24 protein-coding genes are annotated in these 25,324 nt (G+C 61.7%); 14 read left to right on the top strand and 10 right to left on the bottom strand.

Annotation, left to right across the window (positions count from 1 at the left end; translation table 11 throughout):
- Positions 1-7: 7 nt before the first annotated feature.
- The 3 genes from JHL16_RS20110 (at position 8) to JHL16_RS20100 (ending at position 3,021) form a co-directional block, all read left to right on the top strand.
- A complete protein-coding gene (locus tag JHL16_RS20110) occupies positions 8-1,000 on the top strand; it encodes an ABC transporter substrate-binding protein (RefSeq protein WP_200186619.1) in 993 nt (330 codons plus the stop codon).
- A 67-nt stretch (positions 1,001-1,067) separates the two neighbouring features.
- A complete protein-coding gene (gene hydA, locus JHL16_RS20105) occupies positions 1,068-2,525 on the top strand; it encodes a dihydropyrimidinase (RefSeq protein WP_200186618.1) in 1,458 nt (485 codons plus the stop codon).
- A 133-nt stretch (positions 2,526-2,658) separates the two neighbouring features.
- Positions 2,659-3,021: a hypothetical protein gene (locus tag JHL16_RS20100; protein WP_200186617.1), complete on the top strand. Its 363-nt coding sequence runs from the start codon at positions 2,659-2,661 to the stop codon at positions 3,019-3,021.
- A gap of 79 nt (positions 3,022-3,100) precedes the next feature.
- Here the strand turns inward: JHL16_RS20100 and JHL16_RS20095 are convergent, their stop codons facing one another.
- Positions 3,101-4,030 carry a COG3904 family protein gene (locus JHL16_RS20095; protein WP_200186616.1) on the bottom strand — a complete coding sequence of 310 codons (930 nt, stop codon included), beginning with the start codon at positions 4,028-4,030 and terminating at the stop codon, positions 3,101-3,103.
- A gap of 93 nt (positions 4,031-4,123) precedes the next feature.
- Positions 4,124-4,750, bottom strand: a complete 627-nt coding sequence (locus JHL16_RS20090) for a TIGR02466 family protein (RefSeq protein WP_200186615.1) — start codon at positions 4,748-4,750, stop codon at positions 4,124-4,126.
- Between the two features lie 230 nt (positions 4,751-4,980).
- On the opposite strand from JHL16_RS20090, the gene JHL16_RS20085 reads away from it, so the two are divergent.
- From JHL16_RS20085 to mmsB, 9 genes are all read left to right on the top strand, one after another.
- A complete protein-coding gene (locus tag JHL16_RS20085) occupies positions 4,981-5,790 on the top strand; it encodes a lytic murein transglycosylase (protein WP_200186614.1) in 810 nt (269 codons plus the stop codon).
- Positions 5,780-6,019: a DUF3329 domain-containing protein gene (locus tag JHL16_RS20080; RefSeq protein WP_200186613.1), complete on the top strand. Its 240-nt coding sequence runs from the start codon at positions 5,780-5,782 to the stop codon at positions 6,017-6,019. Before JHL16_RS20085 ends, JHL16_RS20080 begins: the two co-directional genes overlap by 11 nt.
- 22 nt (positions 6,020-6,041) lie before the next feature.
- Entirely contained in the window at positions 6,042-7,286 is a 1,245-nt protein-coding gene (locus tag JHL16_RS20075; protein ID WP_200186612.1) for a Zn-dependent hydrolase, read from the top strand.
- 7 nt (positions 7,287-7,293) lie between these two features.
- Entirely contained in the window at positions 7,294-8,895 is a 1,602-nt protein-coding gene (locus tag JHL16_RS20070; protein ID WP_200186611.1) for a M20/M25/M40 family metallo-hydrolase, read from the top strand.
- Positions 8,896-8,911: 16 nt separating this feature from the next.
- Positions 8,912-9,262 carry a RidA family protein gene (locus JHL16_RS20065; RefSeq protein ID WP_137858925.1) on the top strand — a complete coding sequence of 117 codons (351 nt, stop codon included), beginning with the start codon at positions 8,912-8,914 and terminating at the stop codon, positions 9,260-9,262.
- Between the two features lie 108 nt (positions 9,263-9,370).
- On the top strand, positions 9,371-10,444 hold the full coding sequence (locus tag JHL16_RS20060; protein ID WP_200186610.1) for a lysine-2,3-aminomutase-like protein: 1,074 nt from the start codon (positions 9,371-9,373) through the stop codon (positions 10,442-10,444).
- 248 nt (positions 10,445-10,692) lie between these two features.
- The gene (gene chvE / locus JHL16_RS20055; protein ID WP_200186609.1) at positions 10,693-11,763 is read left to right on the top strand and encodes a multiple monosaccharide ABC transporter substrate-binding protein; all 1,071 of its coding nucleotides are present in this window, start codon (positions 10,693-10,695) and stop codon (positions 11,761-11,763) included.
- A 97-nt stretch (positions 11,764-11,860) separates the two neighbouring features.
- Complete coding sequence (mmsA, locus tag JHL16_RS20050; RefSeq protein WP_200186608.1) at positions 11,861-13,393, top strand: multiple monosaccharide ABC transporter ATP-binding protein; 1,533 nt, start codon at positions 11,861-11,863, stop codon at positions 13,391-13,393.
- A gap of 1 nt (position 13,394) precedes the next feature.
- The gene (gene mmsB, locus JHL16_RS20045) at positions 13,395-14,585 is read left to right on the top strand and encodes a multiple monosaccharide ABC transporter permease (RefSeq protein ID WP_200186607.1); all 1,191 of its coding nucleotides are present in this window, start codon (positions 13,395-13,397) and stop codon (positions 14,583-14,585) included.
- A 16-nt stretch (positions 14,586-14,601) separates the two neighbouring features.
- Here mmsB and JHL16_RS20040 read toward each other — a convergent pair whose 3' ends face one another.
- Positions 14,602-15,945 carry an NAD(P)/FAD-dependent oxidoreductase gene (locus JHL16_RS20040; protein ID WP_200186606.1) on the bottom strand — a complete coding sequence of 448 codons (1,344 nt, stop codon included), beginning with the start codon at positions 15,943-15,945 and terminating at the stop codon, positions 14,602-14,604.
- A 71-nt stretch (positions 15,946-16,016) separates the two neighbouring features.
- On the opposite strand from JHL16_RS20040, the gene JHL16_RS20035 reads away from it, so the two are divergent.
- A complete protein-coding gene (locus tag JHL16_RS20035) occupies positions 16,017-17,258 on the top strand; it encodes a D-amino acid dehydrogenase (protein WP_200186605.1) in 1,242 nt (413 codons plus the stop codon).
- Positions 17,259-17,448: 190 nt separating this feature from the next.
- Positions 17,449-17,808, top strand: coding sequence for a septal ring lytic transglycosylase RlpA family protein (locus JHL16_RS20030; RefSeq protein WP_420884553.1), 360 nt, complete (start codon positions 17,449-17,451; stop codon positions 17,806-17,808).
- 44 nt (positions 17,809-17,852) lie between these two features.
- On the opposite strand, the gene JHL16_RS20025 is transcribed toward JHL16_RS20030, so the two are convergent.
- From JHL16_RS20025 to JHL16_RS19995, 7 genes are all read right to left on the bottom strand, one after another.
- A complete protein-coding gene (locus JHL16_RS20025; RefSeq protein WP_200186604.1) occupies positions 17,853-19,061 on the bottom strand; it encodes a serine hydrolase domain-containing protein in 1,209 nt (402 codons plus the stop codon).
- A 47-nt stretch (positions 19,062-19,108) separates the two neighbouring features.
- Positions 19,109-20,143: an ABC transporter substrate-binding protein gene (locus tag JHL16_RS20020; protein WP_420884552.1), complete on the bottom strand. Its 1,035-nt coding sequence runs from the start codon at positions 20,141-20,143 to the stop codon at positions 19,109-19,111.
- A 12-nt stretch (positions 20,144-20,155) separates the two neighbouring features.
- A complete protein-coding gene (locus JHL16_RS20015; protein ID WP_200186603.1) occupies positions 20,156-21,193 on the bottom strand; it encodes an ABC transporter substrate-binding protein in 1,038 nt (345 codons plus the stop codon).
- A gap of 228 nt (positions 21,194-21,421) precedes the next feature.
- Positions 21,422-22,228 (bottom strand): ABC transporter permease, encoded by an 807-nt coding sequence (locus JHL16_RS20010; RefSeq protein ID WP_200186602.1) that lies wholly within the window; start codon positions 22,226-22,228, stop codon positions 21,422-21,424.
- Positions 22,221-23,162, bottom strand: coding sequence for an ABC transporter permease (locus JHL16_RS20005; RefSeq protein WP_200186601.1), 942 nt, complete (start codon positions 23,160-23,162; stop codon positions 22,221-22,223). The genes JHL16_RS20010 and JHL16_RS20005 overlap by 8 nt, the downstream gene beginning before the upstream one ends.
- Before the next feature lie 2 nt (positions 23,163-23,164).
- On the bottom strand, positions 23,165-24,274 hold the full coding sequence (locus tag JHL16_RS20000; protein WP_210346036.1) for an ABC transporter ATP-binding protein: 1,110 nt from the start codon (positions 24,272-24,274) through the stop codon (positions 23,165-23,167).
- A gap of 249 nt (positions 24,275-24,523) precedes the next feature.
- Positions 24,524-25,267, bottom strand: coding sequence for an SDR family oxidoreductase (locus JHL16_RS19995; RefSeq protein ID WP_200186600.1), 744 nt, complete (start codon positions 25,265-25,267; stop codon positions 24,524-24,526).
- Between the last annotated feature and the right edge of the window lie 57 nt (positions 25,268-25,324).

Raw genomic sequence — 25,324 nt, 5'->3', positions numbered from 1 at the left:
GTTCAGCATGAAGAAATATCTGATGGCCGCGGCGGCGACCGCGGCGCTTTTGGCGGGCAGCGCCGCGGCTTATGCCGAGGCGGTGACCATCCAGCTCAAATGGGTGACCCAGGCCCAGTTTGCCGGCTACTACGTGGCGCAGGCGCAGGGCTTCTACAAGGAAGCCGGGCTCGACGTCACGATCAAGCCGGGCGGCCCCGATATCGCGCCGCCGCAGGTGATCATGGGCGGCGGGGCCGATGTCGTCGTCGACTGGATGCCCTCGGCGCTGGCGTCGCGCGAGAAAGGCGTGCCGCTCGTCAATATCGCTCAGCCCTTCAAGCGCTCCGGCATGATGCTCACCTGCCGGAAGGACACCGGCATCACCAAGCCGGAGGACTTCAAGGGCAAAACCTTGGGCGTGTGGTTCTCTGGCAACGAATATCCGTTCCTGTCCTGGATGAGCCAGCTCGGGCTCAAGACCGATGGCGGGGCGGACGGCGTCACCGTGCTGAAGCAGGGCTTCAATGTCGATCCGCTCCTGCAGAAGCAGGCCGACTGCATCTCGACGATGACCTACAATGAATATTGGCAGGTGATCGAAGCGGGCGTGAAGCCGGAAGACCTGATCGTCTTCAAATATGAGGACCAGGGGGTCGCTACCCTCGAGGACGGCCTCTATGTGCTCGAGGACAAGCTCAAGGATCCGGCCTTCGTCACCACCATGGCGAAATTCGTCAAGGCGTCGATGAAGGGCTGGGACTGGGCGCGCGAGCATCCGGATGATGCGGCCAAGATCGTGCTCGATAATGACGCGACGGGCGCGCAGACCGAAGGCCACCAGAAGACGATGATGCAGGAGATCAACAAGCTCACCGAAGGCTCCGACGGCACGCTCGATACTGCTGCCGCTGACCGCACGGTGGACACGCTGATGAAGGGCGGCTCGGATCCCGTCATCTCCAAAAAGCCGGAAGGCGCCTGGTCGGCGGCCGTCACCGACGAAATGAAGAAGATGTAACAACCCTGTGCCCCTCCCCCTTGTCTCCACGAGGGGGAGGGAGAATTACCAGCTAACGGAGGCATCGATGTCCATTCTCATCCGCGGCGGCACCGTCGTTAATCATGATCATTCGCGGCGCGCCGATGTGCTGATCGAGGGCGGCCAGATCGTCGCCGTCGGCGAAAAGCTCGAGGCGCCGGGCAAGGCCGAAATCATCGATGCGGGCGGCCTTTATGTGATGCCGGGCGGCATCGATCCGCATACGCATATGGAGCTCATGTTCATGGGCACCGTGTCGGCGGATGATTTCGAATGGGGCACAAAGGCGGCGCTCTCCGGCGGCACCACGATGATCGTCGATTTCTGTATTCCCGCGCCCAAGCAGTCGATGCTCGCCGCCTATCAGGACTGGCGGCGCAAGTCGGAGAAGGCGGCTTCCGATTATTCTTTCCATATGGCGGTGACCTGGTGGGACAAGCCGGTCTTCGACGAAATGGAAACCGTGGTGAAGACCTACGGCATCAACACCTTCAAACATTTCATGGCCTATAAGGGCGCGCTCATGGTCAATGACGATGAGCTTTATCATTCCTTCTCGCGCTGCGCCGGTTTGGGCGCCATGCCGCTCGTCCATGCCGAGAACGGCGATGTCGTCTTCCGCATGCAGGCCGATCTCCTGGCGCAAGGCGTCACCGGTCCCGAGGGCCATGCCTATTCGCGCCCGCCGGAAGTCGAAGGCGAGGCGACCAACCGCGCCATCATGATCGCCGATATGGCGGGTTGCCCCCTTTACGTGGTGCACACCTCGTGCCGCGAGGCGCATGAGGCGATCAAACGGGCGCGGGAAGCGGGAAAACGTGTCTATGGCGAGCCACTCATCCAGCATCTGACCCTCGATGAGGACGAATACCGCAACAAGGACTGGGATTATGCGGCGAGGCGCGTGATGTCGCCGCCTTTCCGGCCGAAGAAGCATCAGGATTCGCTGTGGGCCGGCCTGCAATCGGGCTCGTTGCAAGTGGTGGCGACCGACCACTGCTCCTTCACCACCGAGCAGAAGCGCATGGGCGCCAAGGACTTCACGCGGATCCCCAACGGCACCGGCGGTCTCGAGGACCGCATGCCGATGCTGTGGACGGCCGGTGTCAATACCGGTCGCCTGACCAAAGAAGAATTCGTCGCCGTCACCTCGGCCAATATCGCGCGCATCCTCAACATGTATCCGAAGAAGGGCCGGGTCGATGTCGGCTCCGACGCCGATCTCGTGCTGTGGGATCCGACACGGTCGAAAACCATCTCGGCCAAGACGCAAGTGAGCCGCATCGACTACAATGTCTTCGAAGGCTATCAGGTGACCGGCCTGCCGGTAACCGTGCTGTCGCGTGGCCGGATCGCCTGGAAGGACGGCGATCTCCGGGCCAAAGCGGGCGACGGCGAATTCGTGCGCCGCGATCCTTTCCCCGCCGCGCATGTCGCCAATTCGACCTGGCGCGAAATCAACCGGCCGCGCGCGGTGAAAAGAGCGGGCGTCGTGACGCCTTAGAGCGCCGTAAGTTGTCAGAATCGCCGTGGCGCTCTAAGTCTTTGTTTTGCGCATCGGATTATCCGAAAACCGCTTCGCACTTTTCGGTCCGATGCTCTATTTGGGGGCAAGCGTGATACGTGCAAGAAAAACGATGGCGGCCGCCTTTGTGGCGGCGACCGTTCTGTTTCCAGCCGCGGCGCAAGCAAATTTCTGCGGCGTAGCCGGCAACTCCGCGCAAGAGATCGCCGCCAATGTGCTGAAAACGAAGGATTTCACGAAAATCGGCGGCAATGCCCGCTTTGTCGGCTACTGGCACAAGAAGACCTACCAGATGCTGGCCGTCACCAAGCCCGGCAACAAAGCGCATCCCGCCGTCGCCTGCCGGCGTGTCATACGCCGGGGCGATTGGCAGGCCTGGACCACCATCAAATGCCAGGCTGGCGGCAGAGCCTGCAGCGCGCTCCTCGATGAGTTCAAGGTTCTCGACGCGCAGCGAAATCGCGCGGTCCAGTAGAGGGGCCGGATGCACCAATATTTCTTCACACTCTTCGTGCTGTCCCTGCTGACGGCCTCAGTGTTCATCTGAAACGACATCAGGGCTTCGCCGTCTCCTTCACGGCCACGCAATTGGCGGCGGGCGGTGCGGCGAGGCAGCGGCCGACCAGGGCCAGATCGGCGCTCGGCGTACTATCGGTGACAAGCTTCGTGGTCCGCAGCTCATCGCCCATCAAGCGATACATGGACGAGGGCGGGGCGCGATCGAACAAAGCGAGGAGCTTGGGCTCGACCCCCATCTTCTTCAGATAGGCGACGAGCTTCTTCTCGAGCCGCTTGTCGAGCTTGGTCGAGATCTGGCTTTTCATCGGCTTGCGGCTGACGATCTTGCGGCTCACCACCTTCTTCTTGCCGTTCACGATGAGATATCTTTCGAGATAACGCACCTTCTCGCGGGTGATGACACGGCTGATCTTATGCACGCCGATATAATTCTCCGGGCCGCCGAAGCGGTGCGCGCCGGCGGCGAGGATCATCGGACAGGCCGATACGCAGAAGCCCTGCTGGGTGACGACGAAGCCGCGATAGATGCCTTTCTGCTCCTTCGGCAGCTTGCAGGATTTCTGAAAGGGCGCGCAGCCGCCGAAATGCGTGCCGCCGACCGCCACGTCGAGGCCGCGCTTGCGGATCATGTCGCCGATGGCGAGCGCCGCATCGAGGTCGCCGCCGGGCGAGGTGATGACGACGGGAAGCTTCTGGTCGCCGATCTTGGCCAGCGCCTTCCTGAACACGGCGGGCGATCTCGCGGTGATCTGGCCTTCGGCCGAAATCCATTGCGGACAGAGCGGCTCGCAATTGCCGATGATGTTGCGCACGACCACCACCCGCAAGGGCTGGTCATAGACGGACTGCTCGGGCTCGGGCTGTTTTTGCTTCTTCTTGGTGGCGGCTTCGCCTGAGCCGGCGAGCAGAAACACAGAAGTCAGCAGCGCGGTCAGCGCCAGGAGGAGAGGCGAGGAAAGCTTCATGATACGCACCGGATAATCGCCAATCGCGGGACTATATACGGTTTTAACGCGGCGGGAAGCGGGTGTGTTACTTGCGCACCGGCCTATCGATGTTCAGCCGATTACCAGATTGAAGCTGACGCTGATGCGCTCGCCCGCCGCCCGGTTGAGCGGCACCTCATGGCGCAGCCAGCTTTCCCACAGGAGCAGGGTTCCGGGTATCGGGTCCTGCGCGACATAGGTTCTGGAAGCGCGGGGGGCTGAGGCCTTGCGCGGCGGGGCGGCCATCATCAGCGCATGGCGCGGGTCTTCGAAAACGATCGGCCCGGCGCCCGGCGGCGATTTCACGTAATAGGTGCCGCTCAGCACGGCATTGGTGTGAAGGTGGGAGCTGTGGGAACCGCCTTCCGGCAGGACATTCACCCACATCGTGTCGCAGAGCGGCTTGCCGCCGCGCAGATCCCAGTGAAGCTCCCGGGCGAAACGGGCGGCATGCTGCTGGATCAGGCGCTTCAGCCGCGCGAAGGGCGGGCTGCGGTCAGGCAGATCGGCGAGCGAGCCATAGGACGTATATCCCGGATAGCCATGCCGGGCGCACCAGCGCCGGCCGGCCTCGTCATGCTCGGCGAGCTCGAAAGCGGCCTGTTCCAGCGCATGGTTAAGGCTATCGGCGCGGTCGAGACCGGCGCGATAGACGAGAGTCGGAAACAATGCCTCGATTTGGGGTTGCGTCTTCTGCATGGGGCTATCCACCCCCTGATGCCATCTCATCCAAGCGGTGACAAGGGCGAGTTCTGATGGCAATGTCCGCCAGCGAGATGGGGTTACCTAGAGCGCTTCTCGCCAAAGTTGCTCGACTTTGGCGATAAGGAAGCGCTCCAGATTAAATGTAATTCGAGCCTTTTTACCCACATTGATCGGATCGTTCCGATCCGATCAATGTGGGTAAGGCTCTAGAGGCGGAGAATGGCATGAGGCACGGCAAATTCATGGGCATGGTCGCGGCGTTGGCGGTCATGGTCGGGGGCGCGGCGGCAGAAGCGGCGAAATGCAGCAGCACAGGCGCCAATTTCGAGCGCTGGAAGCAGAGCTTTGCCGCCGAGGCGAAAGAGAATGGCGTCAAGCCCCGGGCGCTCGCCGCCCTCATGGACACGACCTATTCGACGGCCACGATCCGGGCCGATCGCGGCCAGAAGAGCTTCAAGCTGTCTCTGTCGGCCTTCATGGCGAAACGCGGCGCCCCGGCGATCGTGTCGCGCGGGCGGTCGCTCAAGAATTCCAATGCGGCGCTGTTCGCCTCGATCGAGAAGCGATATGGCGTGCCGCCCGGTCCACTGCTCGCCATCTGGGGCATGGAGACGGGCTTCGGCAATGTGACCGGCAATCAGCACACGCTCTCGGCAGTGGCGACGCTCGCTTATGACTGCCGGCGCACCGAATATTTCACCGAACAGCTTTACGCAGCGCTCGCCCTCGTCGACCGCGGCACGTTGTCGGCCTCGGCGCGCGGCGCCATGCATGGCGAGGTCGGGCACACCCAATTCCTGCCCAAGAATGTCCGGCTCTATGGCGTCGACGGCGATGGTGACGGCCGCGTCAATCTCAATTCCAAGGCCGATGCGCTGGCCTCGACCGCCAATTTCCTCAAAGGCCATGGCTGGGTGAGAGGCCAGGGTTACCAGCCGGGCCAGACCAATTTCGGCGCCATCCAGGGCTGGAATGCGGCTACTGTCTATCAGCAGGCGATTGCCATCATGGGCAAGCAGATCGATGGACGATAGACCGCAGCCAGGTGGTGGTCGGGCGAAAACCTACGAGCAGGCCTCGCCCTTCTACAAACCTCTGTGGCGCCGGGTCGCCATCACCGCCGCCGTGGCGGCCTGGCTCGCCTTCGAAATCTACCAAAATGAGGGGCTGTGGATCGCCATCGCCTGCGCGATGCTGGGCTATGCGATCTGGACATTCTTCCTGACTTGGCCGAAGACGCCCCCCGACGACACTTCAAAATAAACTGCCGCGAGAGACTTTATTCATGACCAGCAAGAGCAACCTCACCATCAATCCGCAGCGCCTGTGGGATGCGCTCATGGAGACCGCGAAATATGGCGGTACGCCGAAAGGCGGCATCAAGCGTCTCACCGTCTCGGATGAAGACAAGAAGGTGCGCGACTGGTTCAAGGCGCAATGCGAAGCGCTCGGCTGCAAGGTCTCGATCGATTCGGTCGGCAACATGTTCGCGGTCAGGCCCGGCAAGAACAACACGCTTCAGCCCATCGCCATGGGCTCGCATCTCGACACCCAGCCGACGGGCGGCAAATTCGACGGCGTGCTGGGCGTGCTCGGCGCGCTGGAGGCGATGCGCAGCATCGTCGATCTCGGCTATGAGACCAACGCGCCCTTGATGATCGTCAACTGGACCAATGAAGAAGGCTCGCGCTTCGCGCCCGCGATGTTGTGCTCGGGCGTCTATGCCGGCGTCTTCACCGAGGATTACGCCTATTCCAGAGCCGACCGCGATGGCATCACGCTCGGTGAGGAGCTCACGCGTATCGGCTACAAGGGCACCGAGAAGGTGGGCTCGCACAAATTCCAGGCCATGTTCGAGCTCCATATCGAGCAGGGCCCGATCCTCGAGGCCGAGGAGAAGGTGATCGGCGTCGTCACCGGCGTCCAGGGCATGCGCTGGTATGAGGTGACGGTGAAGGGCCAGTCGGCCCATACCGGCGCCACGCCGATGCTCCTGCGCAAGAATGCGCTCGTCGGTGCGGCGCGCATGATCGAGGCGATCAACCAGATCGGCCTCGACCATCTGCCGGGCGTCGCCAGCGTCGGCCTCATCGAGAACCAGCCGAACAGCCGCAATGTGGTGCCGGGCGAAGTGTTCTTCACCGTCGATCTGCGCCATCCCGACGAGACCGTGCTCGACAAGATGGAGAAGGCCTATCAGGAGGTGATCCCGAAGATCGCCAAAGAGCTCAAGCTCGAGGTCGAAGAAAAGCGGATCTGGAAATCGCCGGCGGTCAAATTCGCCGCCGATCTCATCGACTGCGTGCGCCACGGCGCCGATCAGGCCGGCTTCCCGACCCGCGACATGGCCTCCGGCGCCGGCCACGACGCGGCCTACATCGCGCGCGTCGCGCCGACTACGATGATCTTCGTGCCCTGCCTCGGCGGGCTGTCGCACAATGAAGAGGAATCGACGACATTCGATGAATGCGGGGCGGGTGCGCAGGTGCTCCTCAATGCGGTCCTCGAATACGACCGCCGTTTCGCCTGAGGTAGCCGTGACCTTCGATCTCTCGGCGCGGGCCCGCGCGGCGGCCATCCAGATGACGGAATGGCGCAGCGTCACGGGCACGCCGGGAGAATGCGATTTTCCGCATCTCCTCAAGACGATGCTGGCGCAGGACCGCTATTTCCACCTGAATCCTGAGCATCTGAGAGTCCAGCCGCTCGATGATGGGACGGCGCGGTCCAATCTCCTGGCGCTGGTGAAGGGCGAAGGCCGCCGGACCGTGGTGCTCGCCGGGCATTTCGACACGGTGCCGTTCGACGATTATGCGGAGCTCGTGCCCTTCGCCTGCGATCCGGAAGCGCTGCTGCCGCTGATCATCGACAAGCTCAAGCGCACCGGAGAGAATCCGCAAGCCCTCGCCGACCTGTTGTCGGGCGACTATCTGCCGGGACGCGGGCTGCTCGACATGAAGGCAGGCATCGCCGCCGGCATCGCGGTGCTCGAGGCCTTCGCGGCGCAGGATCACCGCCAGGGCAACGTGCTGCTGCTCGCCACGCCCGACGAGGAAGACCGCTCGGCCGGCATGCGCAAGGCGGCGGCCCTCCTGCCCGAGATTGCGCGTGAAAGCGGTCTCGATATCGACCTCGTCATCAATCTCGATTCGATCGCCGATGACGGCGACGGCTCCTTCGGCCGCTCGGTCACGATGGGTTCGATCGGCAAGCTGCTCTTGACAGCCCTGGTGATCGGGCGTGAGGCGCATGCGTGTTATCCCTTCGCCGGCATCAACGCCAACTACCTGGCGGCCGAGCTTCTGGCCGAGCTCGAATGCGCGCCCGAGCTCGCCGAAACGAGCGGCCACGAGATCGCGGCACCGCCGACCGCGCTTTATGTGAAGGATGTGAAGGCCGGCTATAATGTCACCACGCCGGCACGCATCTTTCTCTATTGGAACACGTTGCAGCATCGCCGCGGCCCGGCGGAGGTCCTGAGCATCGCGACCGGCATGGCGCGGGAAGCGATGGAGCGGGCGGTGAGCCGGCTCAAGCAACGCGCCCAGACGGTCAGCCCACCGCAGCCCTTCGGCGCGGAGAGTGTGCCGGTGCTGAGCTATGCCGAGCTCCTCGAGCAGGCGCGCAAATCCGATCCCGACTTCGAGGCGTCGCTCGAGCTTCTCAACCGCGAGCTTAGCGAAAGGCAGGATCTCGATTTCCCGGCGCGGGCGCGGCTCGTCACCGAATTCGTCTGGGCTTCGACCAAACTGCCGGAGCCGGCGGTGATCCTGGGCTTCGGCTCGCTGCCCTATCCGGCGGTGACGCTCAAGGACGAGGTGCTGGCGGAGCGCCTGATGGGCGTGCTCGGCGCGGCGGCGGCCGAAAAGGGCACCAGCGTGTCGCGGCTCAGCTATTTCCCCGGCATTTCGGATATGAGCTTCCTCGGCGAAGCTTCGGGCGATCTCGCGGTCGCCGAGGCCAATACGCCGATCTGGGGCGCCAGTTTTGACCTGGCCCCGTCGCCCGCTTACCCGGTCATCAATATCGGCCCCTGGGGCAGGGACTATCACCATTGGCTGGAAAGGCTGCATACGCCCTATGCATTTGACGTCTTGCCTCTCCTGGTCCTTCGTGCCACCAAGGCCACGCTCGAATAACACGGAGGAGAGTACAATGGCTTTGAAGCGTATCGGCGCCGGCAACCGCATGAGCGATGCCGTGATCCACGGCAATATGGTCTATCTTTCGGGCTATGTGGCCGAAAAGACGGTCGGCAAGTCGGTCAAGGAACAGACCCAGGACATCCTGGAGCAGATCGATGCCACGCTGAAGGAAGCCGGCTCCGACAAGACCAAAATCGTCAAGGCCAATATCTGGCTCACCGACATCAAGACCTGGGCGCAGATGAACGAAGCCTGGGACGCCTGGGTGGTTCCCGGCCAGTCGCCGGCCCGTGCCACGGTCGAATCCAAGCTTGCCGGCCCCGGTCTCGATGTCGAGATCATGGTCGAGGCGGCGATCTGAATTGAATCATAGGCGCCGTGCGAAAGCCGGCGCCCGGTTGCGAAGGGGAAGCGCGCGAGCCATCCCGCCGGAAGCGGCGGGAGGTTCGCGCGCTTCATATTTTCAGTCATGACACAGAAGAAGCCCGTGAATCTTCCGGCCAAGGCGCTGTCCTCGGTCGATGCCCTCGTCGCGCATGGCGTCGTCGCGCCCGACATCGGTGTGTCATTGCGCCAGGTGGAGGAGAGTTTCTCGATCCGGCTGACGCCCGAGACCTTCCGCCAGATGCGGGGCCTCGACACCCATGATCCCATCTATGCGCAATATGTGCCGTCGACGGATGAACTCCATGTCGGGGATGGGGAGTTGCCGGACCCGATCGGCGACGACACTTTTGAGAAGGTCAAGGGCGTCACCCATCGTTATCCGGACCGGGTGCTGCTCAAGCCCACTCATACCTGCCAGGTCTATTGCCGTTTCTGCTTCCGGCGCGAGAAGGTCGGGCAGGCGGATGAAGCGTTGAACCGGGAAGAGCTTGCGGCGGCGCTCGACTACATCGCGCGGACGCCGGAGATCTGGGAAGTTATTCTCTCGGGCGGCGATCCACTCATTCTGTCGGACCGGCGGCTCGCGATGATTCTCGATCGTCTCGAACAGATGGAGCATGTGGAGGTCGTCCGCTTCCACACGCGTATTCCCGTCGTCGACCCTGGGCGCATCACCGACAGTCTCATCGCGACGCTGAAACGCCAGACGGCCGTCTATATCGTCATTCATGTCAATCACCCGAACGAACTGACCGAGGCCGTGAAAGCGGGGCTCGCCCGGTTCGTCGATGCCGGCATTCCGCTCCTGTCGCAGACCGTGCTGCTTAAAGGCGTGAACAATGATGTCGAGGTTCTGGCGAAGCTCATGCGCGACCTCGTGCGCGCGCGGGTGAAACCCTATTATCTCCACCATCTCGACAAGGCGAAGGGCACCGGACATTTCCGTTGCCCGGTGGAAGAGGGGCAGAAGCTCATGCAGGCTTTGCGCGGAAGGCTTTCAGGCCTCTGCCAGCCGACCTATGTGCTCGATATTCCGGGCGGGCACGGCAAGGTGCCGATCGGCCCTGTCTATCTCACGCCCGATGGTGAGGAAAGCTACATCGTCCGTGATTATCGGGGCGGCCGTCACCTCTATGGGGACAGCTGCGGCGCGTAGCCGGCGAAGCCGCCGTCCTCCATCTCATTGAATGCCAGACAGTAAAGGCACGGTGCCGGCATGCCGGTGCCGGTGTTTCAGATTCTTTGCGTTCCAAAAATTTGAACCACAGGCAAATGCCCGGCGTCCCCTCAATTGTAATACAAATAGGCGTTGAACGTCCGTTAGTTTCAATCTAATGGACATGTGGAGAGCTGGGACGCTCTGTCATGGGCGACGGCTCCGCAGCATAAAGAGGGAGGAAACTCATGCTGAATCGCAGGCATTTTGTCGCTTCCGTCGTGGGCCTCGCGGCACTTGCCGCCGGCGGCGACGCCTTTGCCGAGAGCAAGGGGCTCATCGGCATCTCGATGCCCACCAAGTCTTCCACGCGCTGGATATCCGACGGCGAGAGCATGGTGAAGGAATTCACCGCGCTCGGCTACGAGGCGGATCTCCAATATGGTGAAGACGATATTCCAAACCAGCTGGCCCAGATCGAGAATATGGTGACCAAGGGCGCCAAGGTTCTGATCATCGCCGCGATCGACGGATCGACCCTTTCGGATATCCTGAAGAAGGCCAAGGAAGCCGGGGTGAAGGTTTTCGCCTATGACCGCCTCATCACCAAGACTCCGGATGTCGACTACTACACCACTTTCGACAATTTCGGCGTCGGCGTGCTGCAGGCACAGTCGCTGGTTCAGGGGCTGAAGGAGCGCTTCGCCGGCGTCAAGCCGTGGAATGTGGAGCTGTTCGGCGGCTCGCCGGACGACACCAATGCGTTCTATTTTTATAATGGCGCGATGTCGGTCCTGCAGCCGATGATCGATGCCGGCGAGATCGCCGTCGTCTCCGGCCAGATGGGCATGGACAAGGTCGGCACGCTGCGCTGGGATGGCGCGGTGGCTCAGGCGCGCATGGACAACCTGCTGTCGGCCAACTACACCGACAAGAAGGTGAATGGCGTGCTGGCGCCTTATGACGGCCTGTCGCGCGGCATCATCTCGTCGCTCAAGGGCGTCGGCTATGCGCCGGGGCCGGAAATGCCGATCGTCACCGGCCAGGACGCCGAGCTTGCCTCCGTCAAGGGCATGATCGCCGGCGAGCAATATTCGACCGTGTTCAAGGACACGCGCGAGCTCGCCAAGGTGACGGCGAAGATGGTGGATACGGTTCTCCAGGGCAAGGAGCCGGAGGTCAACGACACCAAGACCTACAACAACGAGGTCAAGGTGGTGCCGTCCTATCTGCTCACGCCCCATTCGGTCGGCAAGGACGACATCAAGAAGGCGCTGGTCGAGTCCGGCTACTATACGCAGGAGCAGGTCGACGGCTGATCGGCCGCCCGGGGCTTCGCGCTTGCGAAACCCCGGGCTTCTTGTTCTAATCGCGTCAAGTTCCGGGCCAACCGGGCGGCAAACGGGGAGGCAGGGATTGGCGCAGCCCATTCTTGAAATGCGCGGCATCACCAAGACGTTTCCGGGCGTGAATGCCCTGACGGACGTCAATCTCGCGGTGATGCCGGCCGAGATCCATGCGGTGGTCGGCGAGAACGGCGCCGGCAAATCGACCCTGATGAAGGTTCTGTCCGGGGTCTATCCGCATGGCAGCTATGACGGCGAGATCGTGTTCGAAGGGGGGGCACGGAAATTCGCCAGCATTTCCGACAGCGAAGGCGCCGGCATCATCATCATTCATCAGGAGCTGGCGCTGGTCCCGCTGCTCTCGATCGCCGAGAACATCTTTCTCGGACATGAGACCGCGAAGCGTGGCGTCATCAACTGGTTCGAGGCCTTCCGCCGCTCGGTGGAGCTGCTCAAGAAGGTCGGCCTCAAGGAACATCCCAACACGCTTATCACCAATCTCGGCACCGGCAAGCAGCAGCTGGTCGAGATCGCCAAGGCGCTCAACAAGAAGGTGAAGCTGCTCATTCTCGACGAGCCGACCTCGAGCCTCAACGAAACGGATTCGAACGCGCTCCTGGCGCTGCTGCAGGAGTTCAAGGCGCACGGCATTTCCTCGATCCTCATCACCCACAAGCTCAACGAGGTGCTGAAGGTCGCCGACCGCATCACGGTCCTGCGCGACGGGCGTACCGTCGACACGCTCGACACCTCGACCGCGAAGGTGAGCGAGGACCGCATCATCAAGGCGATGGTCGGCCGCGAGCTGACCGACCGCTATCCGCCGCGCCATGCGAAGATCGGTGAGATCATGCTCGAGGTGAAGGACTGGAACGCCTTCCACCCGCTGCATGCCGACCGCCAGGTGATCCGCAATGTGAGCATGAATGTGCGCCAGGGCGAGGTGCTGGGCATCGCCGGCCTCATGGGCGCCGGGCGGACCGAGCTTGCGATGTCGCTGTTCGGGCGCGCCTATGGGCAGAAGATCTCGGGCGAGGTCCTCGTCCAGGGCAAACGCGCCGATGTCTCGACCATCCCGAAGGCGATGGCGGCCGGCCTTGCCTATGTGACGGAGGACCGCAAGACCTACGGGCTCGTTCTCATCGACCACATCAAGCACAATGTGACGCTCGCCCATCTCGACGGCGTCGCCCGCCGCGGCGTGATCGACGATCTGAAGGAACTGGCGGTGGCGAACAAATACCGCCGCGAGCTGGCGATCCGCAGCGCCAGCGTCTACCAGGCGACGGTCAACCTCTCGGGCGGCAATCAGCAGAAGGTCGTGCTGTCCAAATGGCTGTTCTCCGGGCCGCAGGTGCTCATTCTCGACGAACCGACGCGCGGCATCGATGTCGGCGCCAAATATGAGATCTATAACATCATCAATGCCCTGGCCGAGCAGGGCAAGGCCGTCATCGTCATTTCCTCGGAGATGCCGGAGCTGCTCGGCATCTCCGACCGGCTCTATGTGATGAATGAAGGCCGTTTCGTCGCCGAGATGGCGACACGCGAGGCCTCGCAGGAGAAGATCATGCGGGCCATCATGAATTCATGGGAAAAGTGAGATGAGCGAAGTCACCGCACAGGACCACGCCAAGCCGGATCTCCTGCGTTTCATCAAGGCCCATATCCGCGACTACGCGCTGCTGCTCTCGCTGCTGGCGATCATGGTCTTCTTCCAGTTCACCACCAACGGCACATTGTTCATGCCGGTGAACATGACCAACATCATCCTGCAGAACAGCTATATCGTGATCATGGCGCTCGGCATGCTGCTCGTCATTGTCGCGGGCCATATCGACCTTTCGGTCGGTTCGGTATCGGGCTTCATCGGCGCGGTGGCGGCGGTGATGATGGTCAGCTGGAAGCTCGACCCGTTCGTGTCGGTGGCGGCGTGCCTGGCGTTGGGCGCACTGATCGGCGCCGTGCAGGGTTATTTCATCGCCTATCACAAGATTCCCGCCTTCATCGTCACGTTGGCGGGCATGCTCATCTTCAAAGGCTTGGCGCTCACCGTGCTGGGCGGCGCCTCGGTCGGGCCGTTCCCCAAGGAATTCCAGCTCCTGAGCTCGGGTTATGTCCCGGACATCTTCGGTGGCTCGATCAACATCCTGGCCCTGCTGATCGGCGCGCTGGTGACGGCCATCATCATTTATTTCAACTATCGCGAGAGGCTCAACCAGCAGGAGCATGGGCTCGCCGAGGAGCCGGACATCATCTTCTACGGCCGCAATGTCCTGATCGCCATCGCCTTTCTCGGTTTCTCCTTCCTGATGGCGCGCTACAAGGGGTTGCCGAATGTGCTGATCGTCATGTTCGCCCTGATCGCGTTCTTCGTCTTCGTCACGACCAATACGACGATGGGCCGGCGTATCTATGCCATGGGCGGCAATGAGAAGGCGACGAAGCTCTCCGGCATCGACACCGAAAGACTGACCTTCCTGATCTTCGTCATCATGGGCGCCCTCGCGGCCCTCGCCGGCCTCATCTTCGCGGCGCGGCTCAATGTGGCGACGCCCAAGGCCGGGCTTGGTTTCGAACTCGACGTGATCGCCGCCTGCTTCATCGGCGGTGCCGCCACCACCGGCGGCGTCGGCAAGGTCATCGGCGCGGTGATCGGCGCCTTCATCATGGGTGTGATGAACAACGGCATGTCGATCATGGGCATCGGCATCGACTGGCAGCAGGTGATCAAAGGCACGGTGCTGATGCTCGCCGTATTCCTCGACGTCTATTACAAGAATAAGGCGCGGTAAGCCGGATCGAAGAGATTTAGTGGCTGTCCTGGTAGTTGAACCACAGATAGGCGCCTTTCATGTAGAGCGGGCGCAGGCCGGCAAAGGGGAAACGCGCCAGGCGCCGGGTCACGACCGAGGGAAGCTTGGCGCGCTCGGGCTTTCCGGACATGAGATCGGCAAGCGCCGAGCCCGAATAGGTCGCCATGGCGACGCCATTGCCGTGATAGGCGATCGCCGTCCACACGCTCCTGCGGTCATCGAGCGGGCCGACATAGGGCACGAGGTCGTAGGCCAGGCAGACGAAGCCGCGCCAGAAATGGGTGATCTCGGCTGTGCCGAAGACCGGGAACATCCGGCGTAGCGTCTCGGTCATGTGCCGCTGCATGGGCGCCGCGCCGCCATCGGTCGCATCGGTGCCGCCGCGCCCACCGAACAGGAAGCGGCCATCGGGCAGCAGGCGGAAATAATGCAGGAGATTGCGGGTGTCGAAGGCCATCAGGCGCGAGGTCCAGCCCTGCTCGGTGCGTTCCGCTTCGCTCAAAGGCCGGGTGACGATGATGTTGGAGAGCGCCGGCATCAGCCGTCCCGCGTGATAGGAGGAGACGTCTTCCGGCGTATAGCCATTGGTGGCGACGACGACACGATTGGCGGTGAGCGTTCCGCCCGCTGTGGTCAGGCGATGGCGGCCGCCGGTTTCCTCCCACCTGAGCACGCGTGATCCGCCATGAATGGGAACACCCGCCTGATGCACGACGCGGGCGAGGCCGCGCACATAGTTGAGCGGATGGATGCTGAAGCCGGTGGTATTGTGAATGCCGCCATGAAAAGTGGGCGCCCACAGGCCTTTTTCTTTCAACTCCGCGACGGTGAGGAGGGTGAGCTTCTCGCCAAAGATGCGGGCCATGAAGTCGCGCTCCTCCTCGAGCTCAGCCCAGCGGCTCGGCAGATGGGCGAGCGAGATCTCGCCGCCATCATGGATCCAGGCGTCGATGCCGTGGCGCCGGCAGAGATCGCCGACCATGTCGACGGCGTCCTTCATGGTGCCGTAAAAACGGCGGGTATCGTCGAGGCCATAGGATTTGATCAGCGACGAATAGCTTCGCTTGTGGCTGCCGATGCAGGCGAATCCGCCATTACGCCCCGAAGCGCCCCAGCCGGGCTCGGCCGCCTCCAATATGCGCACATCGACACCGTATTCAGTCTTGAGCCGGAGCGCCGCGGCAAGGCCGGTATAACCGCCGCCGATGACGGCGACGTCGCATTGGGTGTCGCCTGAGAGGGGCGAGGTGGCAATGCCGAGCGGTGCGGCGCTCGCCTCCCAGTAGCTCTGGACGGGATGGTCGAAGTGGAAGGCATCGGCGTGGATCGTGGAGGGCATGATCTCTTGTATGTTGTCGGACGGCCTCATCTCGCCTACCACTAGCGCGTGATCAGGAAAAGTGGGCAGTCATGAAGGCATTGGTTCTGGGGGCGGGCATCGTCGGGGTGACGACGGCCTATGAATTGAACCGCGACGGGCACGAGGTTACGGTCATCGACCGCGAGATGGTGCCGGCCGCCTTCACCTCCTACGGCAATGCCGGCCTGTTCGCGCCGAGCCATGCCTATGCCTGGTCGTCGCCCGCCGCGCCCGGCATTCTCCTGCGCTCCTTGTGGCGCAACGACCAGGCCTTGCGCTTCCGCCCCACCCCCGATCCGCAATTCTGGCGCTGGATGTGGAAATTCTGGCAGCAATGCACAGCCGAAAGGGCGGCGCTCAATACCGCGCGGAAGGCGCGGCTCTGCGCCTATTCGCTCAATGTGTTCCACGATACGCTGGAGCGCGCCAAGATCGCCTATGACGGGCGCAAGGACGGGCTGCTGTATCTCTATCGCAGCCAGAAGGGGCTCGACGGGGCAGCCGCGAAAGCCGATCTCCTGCGGAAAGAAGGCTGCGTCATCGAGGTGATCGGGCGCGACCAGATCACCGCCAAGGATGCAGCTTTGAGCGACGTGAAAGACAAGTTCGCCGGCGCCCTCTATGCGCCCCATGACGAAAGCGGCGATTGCCGGCTGTTCACGCGCAACATGGCGAAATGGCTCGAAGGCCAGGGCGTCACCTTCAAATTCGGAACGACGGTGACCGGCTTCGAGAAAGAGGGCGACCGCATCAAGGCGGTCGTCACCGACAAAGGCCGCGAGGCGGCCGATATCATCGTGCTGTCGCTCGGCGTCTACTCGCCGCATCTGGCGAAGGAGCTCGGCGCCAGCCTGCCGATCTATCCGGTCAAGGGTTATTCGATCACCGCGCCCGTCGCCGGCAAGAACAATCCGCCGGGCATCGGCGGCATCGATGAGGAGAATCTCGTCGCCTATGCGCCCTATGGCGACCGGATGCGCGCCACGGCCACTGCCGAGTTTTCAGGCTTCGATCGCACGCACCAGCCGGAGGATTTCCGCACCATGATCGCGGTGATGAGGGAGCTCTTCCCCAATGGCGCCGATTGGCAGCAGGCGGAGCATTGGGCGGGCTTGCGTCCGATGACGCCCGAAGGCACCCCGATCCTGGGGCGCGGCCGCTACAGGAATTTGTGGTTCAATACGGGCCAGGGCCATATGGGCTGGACGATGAGCCATGGCGCGGCACGTATCACCGCCGATCTTGTTGCAGAAAAGACACCGCAAATCCCGCTCGACGGAATGCTGACCTAGCGTAATCGCGGTCACATTCTCGCCTTATACGGCACTTACGCCACATTCTTACGGAATGCGGGGAACAAAACTGCTCCTTACGGCATTTTCGGCCTAATTAGTGGGAAGACGGAACGATCCTGTTTCTGGACTGAATAGCTCCGGAAAGCACAACAGGCCCGATCTTCCATAATTATAATCGTGGGGATATATGATGAAGCGATTTCTCGCTGCACTGATCTTTTGCGCCTTTACAACGCCTGTCTTTATTCTTTCTGCCGATATCGCCCAGGCGCAGGTCGGTATGGCTTCCTACTACAAATCTGGCCGCAAGACGGCCAATGGCGAGAAATTCAATCCCAACGGCTACACGGCCGCCCATCGTTCGCTGAAATTCGGCACCAAGGTGCGCGTCACCAACCTGCGCAATGGCCGCTCGGTCATCGTGCGCATCAATGACCGCGGCCCGTTCATCCGCGGACGAATCATCGACCTGGCCTTTGGCGCGGCCAAGGCCGTGGGCCTGCACAATTCGGGCGTCGCCAAAGTGCGCGTCGCCGTCCTGCAGTAATTCGGAGATGTCACGCCGGGGCGTCAGCTCCGGCGCTTTGCTGTTCAAACGAGCTCGTTCGCCAGCGCGTGGATCATGCGCAAGGTGTTGACGCCGAATTCGATATTGAGAAAGTCGGGCCAGCTCGACAATTTGACGACCACGAGGTCACGGCTCGAGTCGATATAGATGAGCTGCCCGAAAACGCCTCGGCACATGATGGCCGGGCGCGACACGTCCTCGATCCAGAACTGATTGCGATAGGCGCCATTGGGCGTGGTGAGCGTGTAGGGCTCGCCGAACAGCCGCGCGTCGCCGATGCGTGTCTGCCGTACCCAGTCGGCCGGCACGATCTGGCGGCCGTTGAAAAAGCCATCATGCAGATAGAGCGCACCGAAGCGGGCATAATCGCGCAAGGTGGCATTGAGCCCGCCATCGGCCAGCGCGTAGCCGGCGCGGTCGAGGGTGAAGCAGCCGCTCTCATCGGCGCCCATCGGCTGCCAGAGAAATTCAGAGACGAGCTCGGGCAGACGCCTGCCGCTGGCGCGCTCCATGCAGAAGGCGAGCACGTCGGTCTCGATCGAGCGATAAGCGAAGAGCTCGCCATGCGGGCGCTCGAGCGTGGTGAGGGAGAGAATCAGCTCCCACATATGCTCGGGGAAGTCCGTCACGCCAGCGGGGGCGGGCTTCCAGCCCGAAGCCACATCGCTGCGGCCGATATCCGAAAGCGGATCCGTATAGTCCTCGTTGAAACGCACGCCCGACGTCATGTCGAGGACATGGCGGAGCCTCGCGCCCTTATAGGCGGTCGCCTCGAGCTCAGGGAGGTAATGGGTGATGAGGGCGTCGGGATCGAGCAGGCCTTGCGCCACCAGGCAGCCCGCCGTCGCAGCGGTCACCGATTTGGCCATCGACTGGGAGAGATGCAAGGTGCGCTCGCCCATGCCGTTGAAATAGCGCTCGGTGAGGATGCGGCCCTTGTGCAGCACCAGGAAGCCGTCGGTGTAGCTCTCATCGAGGAAGCTCTCGACGGTGCGGGTGGCGCCGTCGACGCCGGTGAACGGGATGCCGCTCAGATCCTGCGGCAATTGCGGCAAGCTCGACGGCTGGCCGTTGCCGCGCCAGACCTCGGCGGTGGGCAGCACTTCGCGCACATGCTGGAACGACCAGCGGTTCCAGGGCGCGCGATCCCAATCGGCGAAAGGCACGCGCAGTCTGGGTGGGCTCTCGCGCATGATGGGCAGGCGCGGCTCTGAATTCCTGTAGGATGTCATGATTTGAAGAAGGACTCCCGGCACATTCCGCCGGGAGTCCTTACACACTATTTCGTCAGTTCCGTCCAGATCGCCGTATAGAGCTGCTGCACGTCGGGCGGGCAGGTCTTGGAGATCTCGCCGGCGGCCAGATATTTCTCCGGAATGATCACTTCCGGCGCCGTCTTCATGTCTTCCGGCATGAAATCCTCGGAGCCCCTGATGCCGTTGGCATAACGGGCGAAGGCCGAGATCATCGCGGCGTTCTTCGGATCCATGATGAAATTCTGAAACAGCTTGGCATTATCGACATTCTTGGCGTCCTTCAGCACGGCGACATTGTCCATCCAGACATTGTAGCCTTCCTTCGGATAGCCGTAGTGGATCTTGCCGTTCTGCAGGCGCTGGCGCAGCACCGAGCCGTTCCAGTCGCTCGTCGCGGCGAAGTCGCCCTTCACCATCTTCTCGATGGTCGAATATTCCATCGACATCCAGTCGGGCTTGGCGGCAATGAGCGTGTCGCGCGCTTTCTTGAGCACCGTCTTGTCGCCGGTGCAGATCTCGCCGCCATGATATTTGATCGCGGCATAGATGACGTCGTTCATCTCCGGCACGACATTGAGCTTGCCCTTGAGCTCGGCCGGCACGTTGAAGATGATGCCCCAGGTATCGATGTCACCCTTATAGACATCGGTGTTCACCGCGACGCCGACCGTGCCCCACTGCCAGGGCACCGTATAGTGGCGGCCTTTGTCGTAATCGACATTCACCCAGCGATCGTCGATATTCTTGAAGTTCTCCATCTGGTCGGGCCGCGTCTCGGCGAGCAGGCCTTCACTGATCCAGATCGGAACATAGTTGCCGGACGGCACGACGATATCGAAGCCATGGCCGCCGGCCTTGATCTTGGCGAGGGCGGTGTCGTTCGAGTCATAGTCGGTGATCGTGACCTTGACCTTGTAGGTCTCCTCGAACTTCTTGATCAGCTCGGGGCTCGTGTAATTGCCCCAGTTGTAGATATTGAGCTCGCCGTCGGCCAAAGCCGGCCCGGCGAGGGCCGCCATGGCAAGAGCCACGGCGGCGCCTTTCAGCGCATAAGTCATCTGCGAAGTTTCCTATTTCAGTAGTTCGGTCCAGATCTTCGAGTAAAGCGCCGTCACGTCCGGCTCGCAGAGCTTGAAGAAGTGACCCTTGTCGACGAATTCGGCCGGGATCTCGACTTCCGGCGCACCCTTCATTTCGGCCGGCAGATATTGCTCCGAGCCCTTGATGCCGTTCGCATATTTGGCGAAGGCCGAGATCAGCGCGGCATTCTGCGGATCCATGATGAAGTTCTGGAACAGCTTGGCGTTCTCGACATTCTTGGCGTCTTTGAGCACCGCGACGCTGTCCATGAACAGGGGATAACCTTCCTTCGGATAGCCGAAGCGGACATCCTTGTTCTGGAGCCTGGAGCGTAAAGCGGCGCCGTTCCAGTAGTAAGCGGCGCCGAAATCGCGGCTGGCGAATTTCTCGATCACGCCATAGTCCATGGAGATCCAGCTCTTCTTCGCCTCGATCAGCGTGTCACGCGCCTTCTTGAGAAGCTCCTTGTCGGCGGTGCACCATTCGCCACCCAGATTCCAGATCACCAGCGCCATGACGTCGTTCATCTCGGGCGCGACATTGATCTTGCCCTTGAGCTCATCCGGCGGGTGGAAGATGATGTTGGAGGTGTTGATGTCACCCTTATAAAGTGACGTGTCGACGATGACGCCGGTGGAGCCCCACTGCCACGGCACCGTATAGTGGCGGCCCATATCCCATTCGACATTCACCCAGCGGTCGTCGACATTCTTGAAATTTTCCATCTGGTCCGGGCGCGTCTCGAGGATGAGCCCTTCCTTGACCCAGACCGGCACGAAATTCGCCGACGGCACGACGATGTCGAAGCCATGGCCGCCGGCGCGGACCTTGGCGAGCGCCGTGTCGTTCGAGTCATAGTCGGTCACCGTGACCTTGACCTTGTAGGTCTCCTCGAATTTCTTGATGAGGTCGGGGTTGGTGTAGTTGCCCCAATTGTAGATATTGAGCTCGCCTTCGGCCAATGCCGGCCCGGCGGCGAACGCCGTCATGGCAAGGCCGAGGCCCGCGGTTTTCAGTTTCGATATCATCTGTCTTCTCCCTAACGTCGTTATGTTTTGGGCCCCGGTTGGATGCCGAGGCCCGTTCAGTCTGCTCTTATTTGGTGATGTTCGTCCAGATGCGGGCATAATGCGGCTGCGCCTCGGCGGGGCCGGTCGTCGGCAGGATATTCAAGGCTGCGATGACTGTTCCATGCTTCATGATTTTCCTTTTCCGCTTGTTGCTCGCCTTCACGAGACGCCATTTGATCCGATGCGTCAAGTCTGCTTGCGGTTGAGGAAGAAGAACAAGGTGACGATGACGATGGAGATGAGCAGGAACACGCTCGATATCGCGTTGATCTCGGGCGTCACCACGCGGCGCAACTGTCCCAGCATGTAAGTGGGCAAAGTGTCCTGGCCACCGGATTTGACAAGCTCGGTGATGACGACATCGTCGAGCGAAACGACGAAAGCCAGCATCAGCCCGGCTATGATGCCAGGCCACAGCAGAGGCAGCGTCACCTTGCGGAATGTCATCCAGGGCGTAGCGTAGAGATCGGCGGCGGCGCGCTCGAGCGTCAGGTCCATATTCTCGAGGCGGGCGCGAATGGGGAGATAGGCGAAGGGAATGCAGAAGGCGGTATGGGCGACGATGAGATAGCCGAGGCCCGTATAGCCGGTCCAGATCTTCACGATGGCGAAGAAGATGAGGAGCGCGATGCCGGTGACGATCTCCGGCACCATCAGCGGCTGGTTGATGAAGCCATAGATGAAATTGAGCCCGCGATAGGGCCTGGTGCGGGTGGTGGCGAGCGCCGCCATGGTGGCGGCGGTGGTCGCGACCACGGCGGCGATGCTGGCGATCACGAAAGAGCGGACCGATGTCTCGACGATCTGCTGATTGTTCCAGGCGGCAATGTACCAGCGCCAGGAGAAGCCTTCCCAGATGGCGATCGAAGGGCCGGCATTGAAGGAATAGGCGACCAATGTCGCGATCGGGACATAAAGCAGGACGAAGCAGAGAAGCGCTATGGTCCCGAAGCCAGTCTGACGTTTTACGGAGAACGTTCTGGAGCTAACCATGACGCATCTCCGAACGCCCAGCCGAGCGCACATAGATCATGAGCGCGATCATCACGATCGCCATCAAGGTGATCGAGAGTGCTGCGCCGAGCGGCCAGTTGCGGCCCTGGCCGAATTGCAGCTCGATCAGATTGCCGAGCATCATGTTCTTGCCGCCGCCCAGCACACGTGGCGTCACATAGGCGCCGAGCGAGGGGATAAAGACCAGGATGGAGCCGGCGATGATGCCGGGCTTGACCAGGGGAATGATGACGCGGCGCAGAACCTGGAAGCGATTGGCATAGAGATCGTAGCCCGCCTCGACCAGGCGGAAATCGAGCTTCTCCATGCTGGCGTAAAGCGGCAGCACCATCAGCGGCAGATAGACATAAAGCATGCCCAGCATGATGGCGACGTCGGTGAACATGATCTGGATCGGGCTCGAGATGATGCCGAGCTTCATCAGCAACGTATTGAAGATGCCTTCATTGCGAATGACTTCCTGCACCGCGAAGGTGCGGATGAGCAGATTGGTCCAGAACGGAATGGTGATGAGGAAGAGCCAGATGTCGCGGCTCTTTTCGGGCCGTGTGGAGATGAAATAGGCGGTCGGGAAACCGAAGGCGAGCGCTATGAGGGTGGTGAAGAAGGAAAGCTTCACCGAGCGCCACAGAATGGACAGATGCGCGTCGGCGAAAGTGGTCGTGTCGTCGAAAATGTCCTTCTGGAACAGCACCTGGAACCAGGCCTGGCCGGAAGGTTTCCAGACCACGCCGCCATAATCGGCGGGGGTGAGGAAAGAGAAGACGAGAACGATGAAGAGCGGCCCGATGGCGGCGAAGAAGATGATGAAGAGGGCGGGAGAGGCCAGGAACCAGCGATTGCGGATTTCCTGCCGGTCAGCCGCGGCAGCGACTTCGGCGGCACGCGTGAGAGGCGGATTGTCCACTGCCATGATCAGTCCTTCAGAACCTGTGCCGCATTCTGGCCGATCTCGACGCCGACCGGCATGCCGGTCTTGAACTCCTCACCCGCGCCATGCCGATTCTGCTGGCGCACGATGAAATGCGGTCCGGAGGCAAGCTTGATATGGAAATGCGTGTCGGTGCCGAAATAGACGATGTTCTCGATCGTGCCTTTCAAGGCATCGGCGCCCGGCCGCGCCTGGATCGCCGCGTGCTCGGGACGCACCACGATGGTGACATTGCCTTGCGGGTTGGCGCCCTCGGAAATACCGGCCTCGACCTCGGCCCCGGCATTGAGGGCGATGCGCGCCTTGCTGCCGTGGACTTCCTTCACCTGGCCTTCGAGGAAATTCGTGTCACCGATGAAATTGGCGACGAACCGCTCGGCCGGACGGTCATAGATGTCGCGCGGCGAGCCGATCTGCAGGATGTGGCCCTTGGACATGACCGCGATGCGGTCGGACATGGTGAGCGCTTCTTCCTGGTCATGCGTCACGAAGATGAAGGTGATGCCGGTCTCGTGCTGCAGGCGCTTGAGCTCGATCTGCATGTCCTTGCGCAATTTGAAATCGAGCGCCGACAGCGGTTCGTCGAGGAGCAGCACCTTGGGGCGCGGCGCCAGAGCGCGGGCGAGAGCGACGCGCTGCTGCTGGCCGCCGGAAATCTGGCTGGTGCGACGGTTGCGCAATTCCTCCATGCGCACCAGCTTGAGCATCTCACTGATACGGGCGTCGATCTCAGCCTTGGGCTTGCCCAGCATTTCGAGACCGAAGCCGATATTCTGGGCAACGGTCATATGCGGGAACAAAGCGTAATTCTGGAAGACGGTGTTGACCGGCCGCTTGAAGGGCGGGAGGGGCGCGATGTCCTCGCCATAGAGACGGATCTCGCCCTCGGTCGGGAAATCGAAGCCGGCGATCAGCCGGAGGAGGGTCGTCTTGCCGCAGCCGGATGGCCCGAGCAATGTGAAGAATTCATTTTCGCGGATGGTGACATCGACATTGTCGAGCGCTCTTACCGCATCGTCACCATTGCCGAAGACCTTGCTGACGCCGATCGCCTCAATGGCGCTGCGCCGTTCCCCAGAACCGGCTCTACCCAATCACAACTCCCCTGTTGGCCGTATTACTTATTTTTATTGCCCATGATCCTATGAGGATTGAAGGGCGTTGCCAACAGGGATTGCAATTTTCGCGTTTAGAGCCCTTCCCGTTTTGATCGAACCGTTCCGATTCGATCAAAACGGGGGCTCGAAGCGCATGTTATCTGGAGCGCTTCCTTATCGCCAAAGTCGAGCAACTTTGGCGGGAAGCGCTTCTAACGTGGTCGCACTTGGGGAAAATGAAAACGATCAGCCCGACCAGCCGCCATCGATCACGAAGGCCTGGCCGGTGATGAAGGCCGATTCCTCGCTGGCGAGATAGACGACCAGAGCGGCGATCTCCTCGGCCTGGGCCAGCCGGCCCATGGGCTGGCGGGAGATAAAGGCCTGGCGGGCCTTCTCATAATCGCCCTGCTGGCGCATGCGGTCATTGAGGGAGGGGGTGTCGACGGTGCCGGGGCAAATGGCATTGCAGCGGATGCCCTTGCCGACGAAATCGGCGGCGAGCGCCTTGGTCAGGCCGATGACGGCAGCCTTGGTGGCGCCATAGACGAAGCGGTTCGGCACGCCCTTCACCGAGGAGGCGACCGAGGACATGTTGACGATGGTGCCCTTGCCTTTGGCCAGCATCGAAGGCAGGAAGGCCTTGATCATCCGGTAATGCGCCTTGGTGTTGAGATCGAAGGAGAAATCCCAGGATTTCTCGTCGCAATCGAGAATGGTGCCGTGATGGACGAAACCCGAGCAGTTGAACAGGACATCGACATCCTTGGCGCGCTCGGCGGCAGCCTGGATCGCTTCCGGCTTGAGCACGTCGAGTGCGAAGGTCTCGACGCCCGGCACATCCTTGGCGAGATCAGCCAGGAGATCCTCGCGGATGTCGGTGGCATAGACCTTGGCGCCCTCGCGCCGCATGGCGATCACCGTCGATCGTCCGATCCCTTGCGCCGCCGATGTCACGATCGCCGTCTTGCCCTTAAGCCTCTCGCCCATGGATACTGTTCCCTTGTTGGCTGCGCCGGATTAGTGTCAAAGCTCGCTCTACCTTGC

This window comes from Taklimakanibacter albus, from assembly GCF_016595235.1.
In the GTDB taxonomy this organism is placed as follows: domain Bacteria; phylum Pseudomonadota; class Alphaproteobacteria; order Rhizobiales; family Aestuariivirgaceae; genus Taklimakanibacter; species Taklimakanibacter albus.
This window is presented reverse-complemented; position numbering and strand designations above follow the sequence as displayed.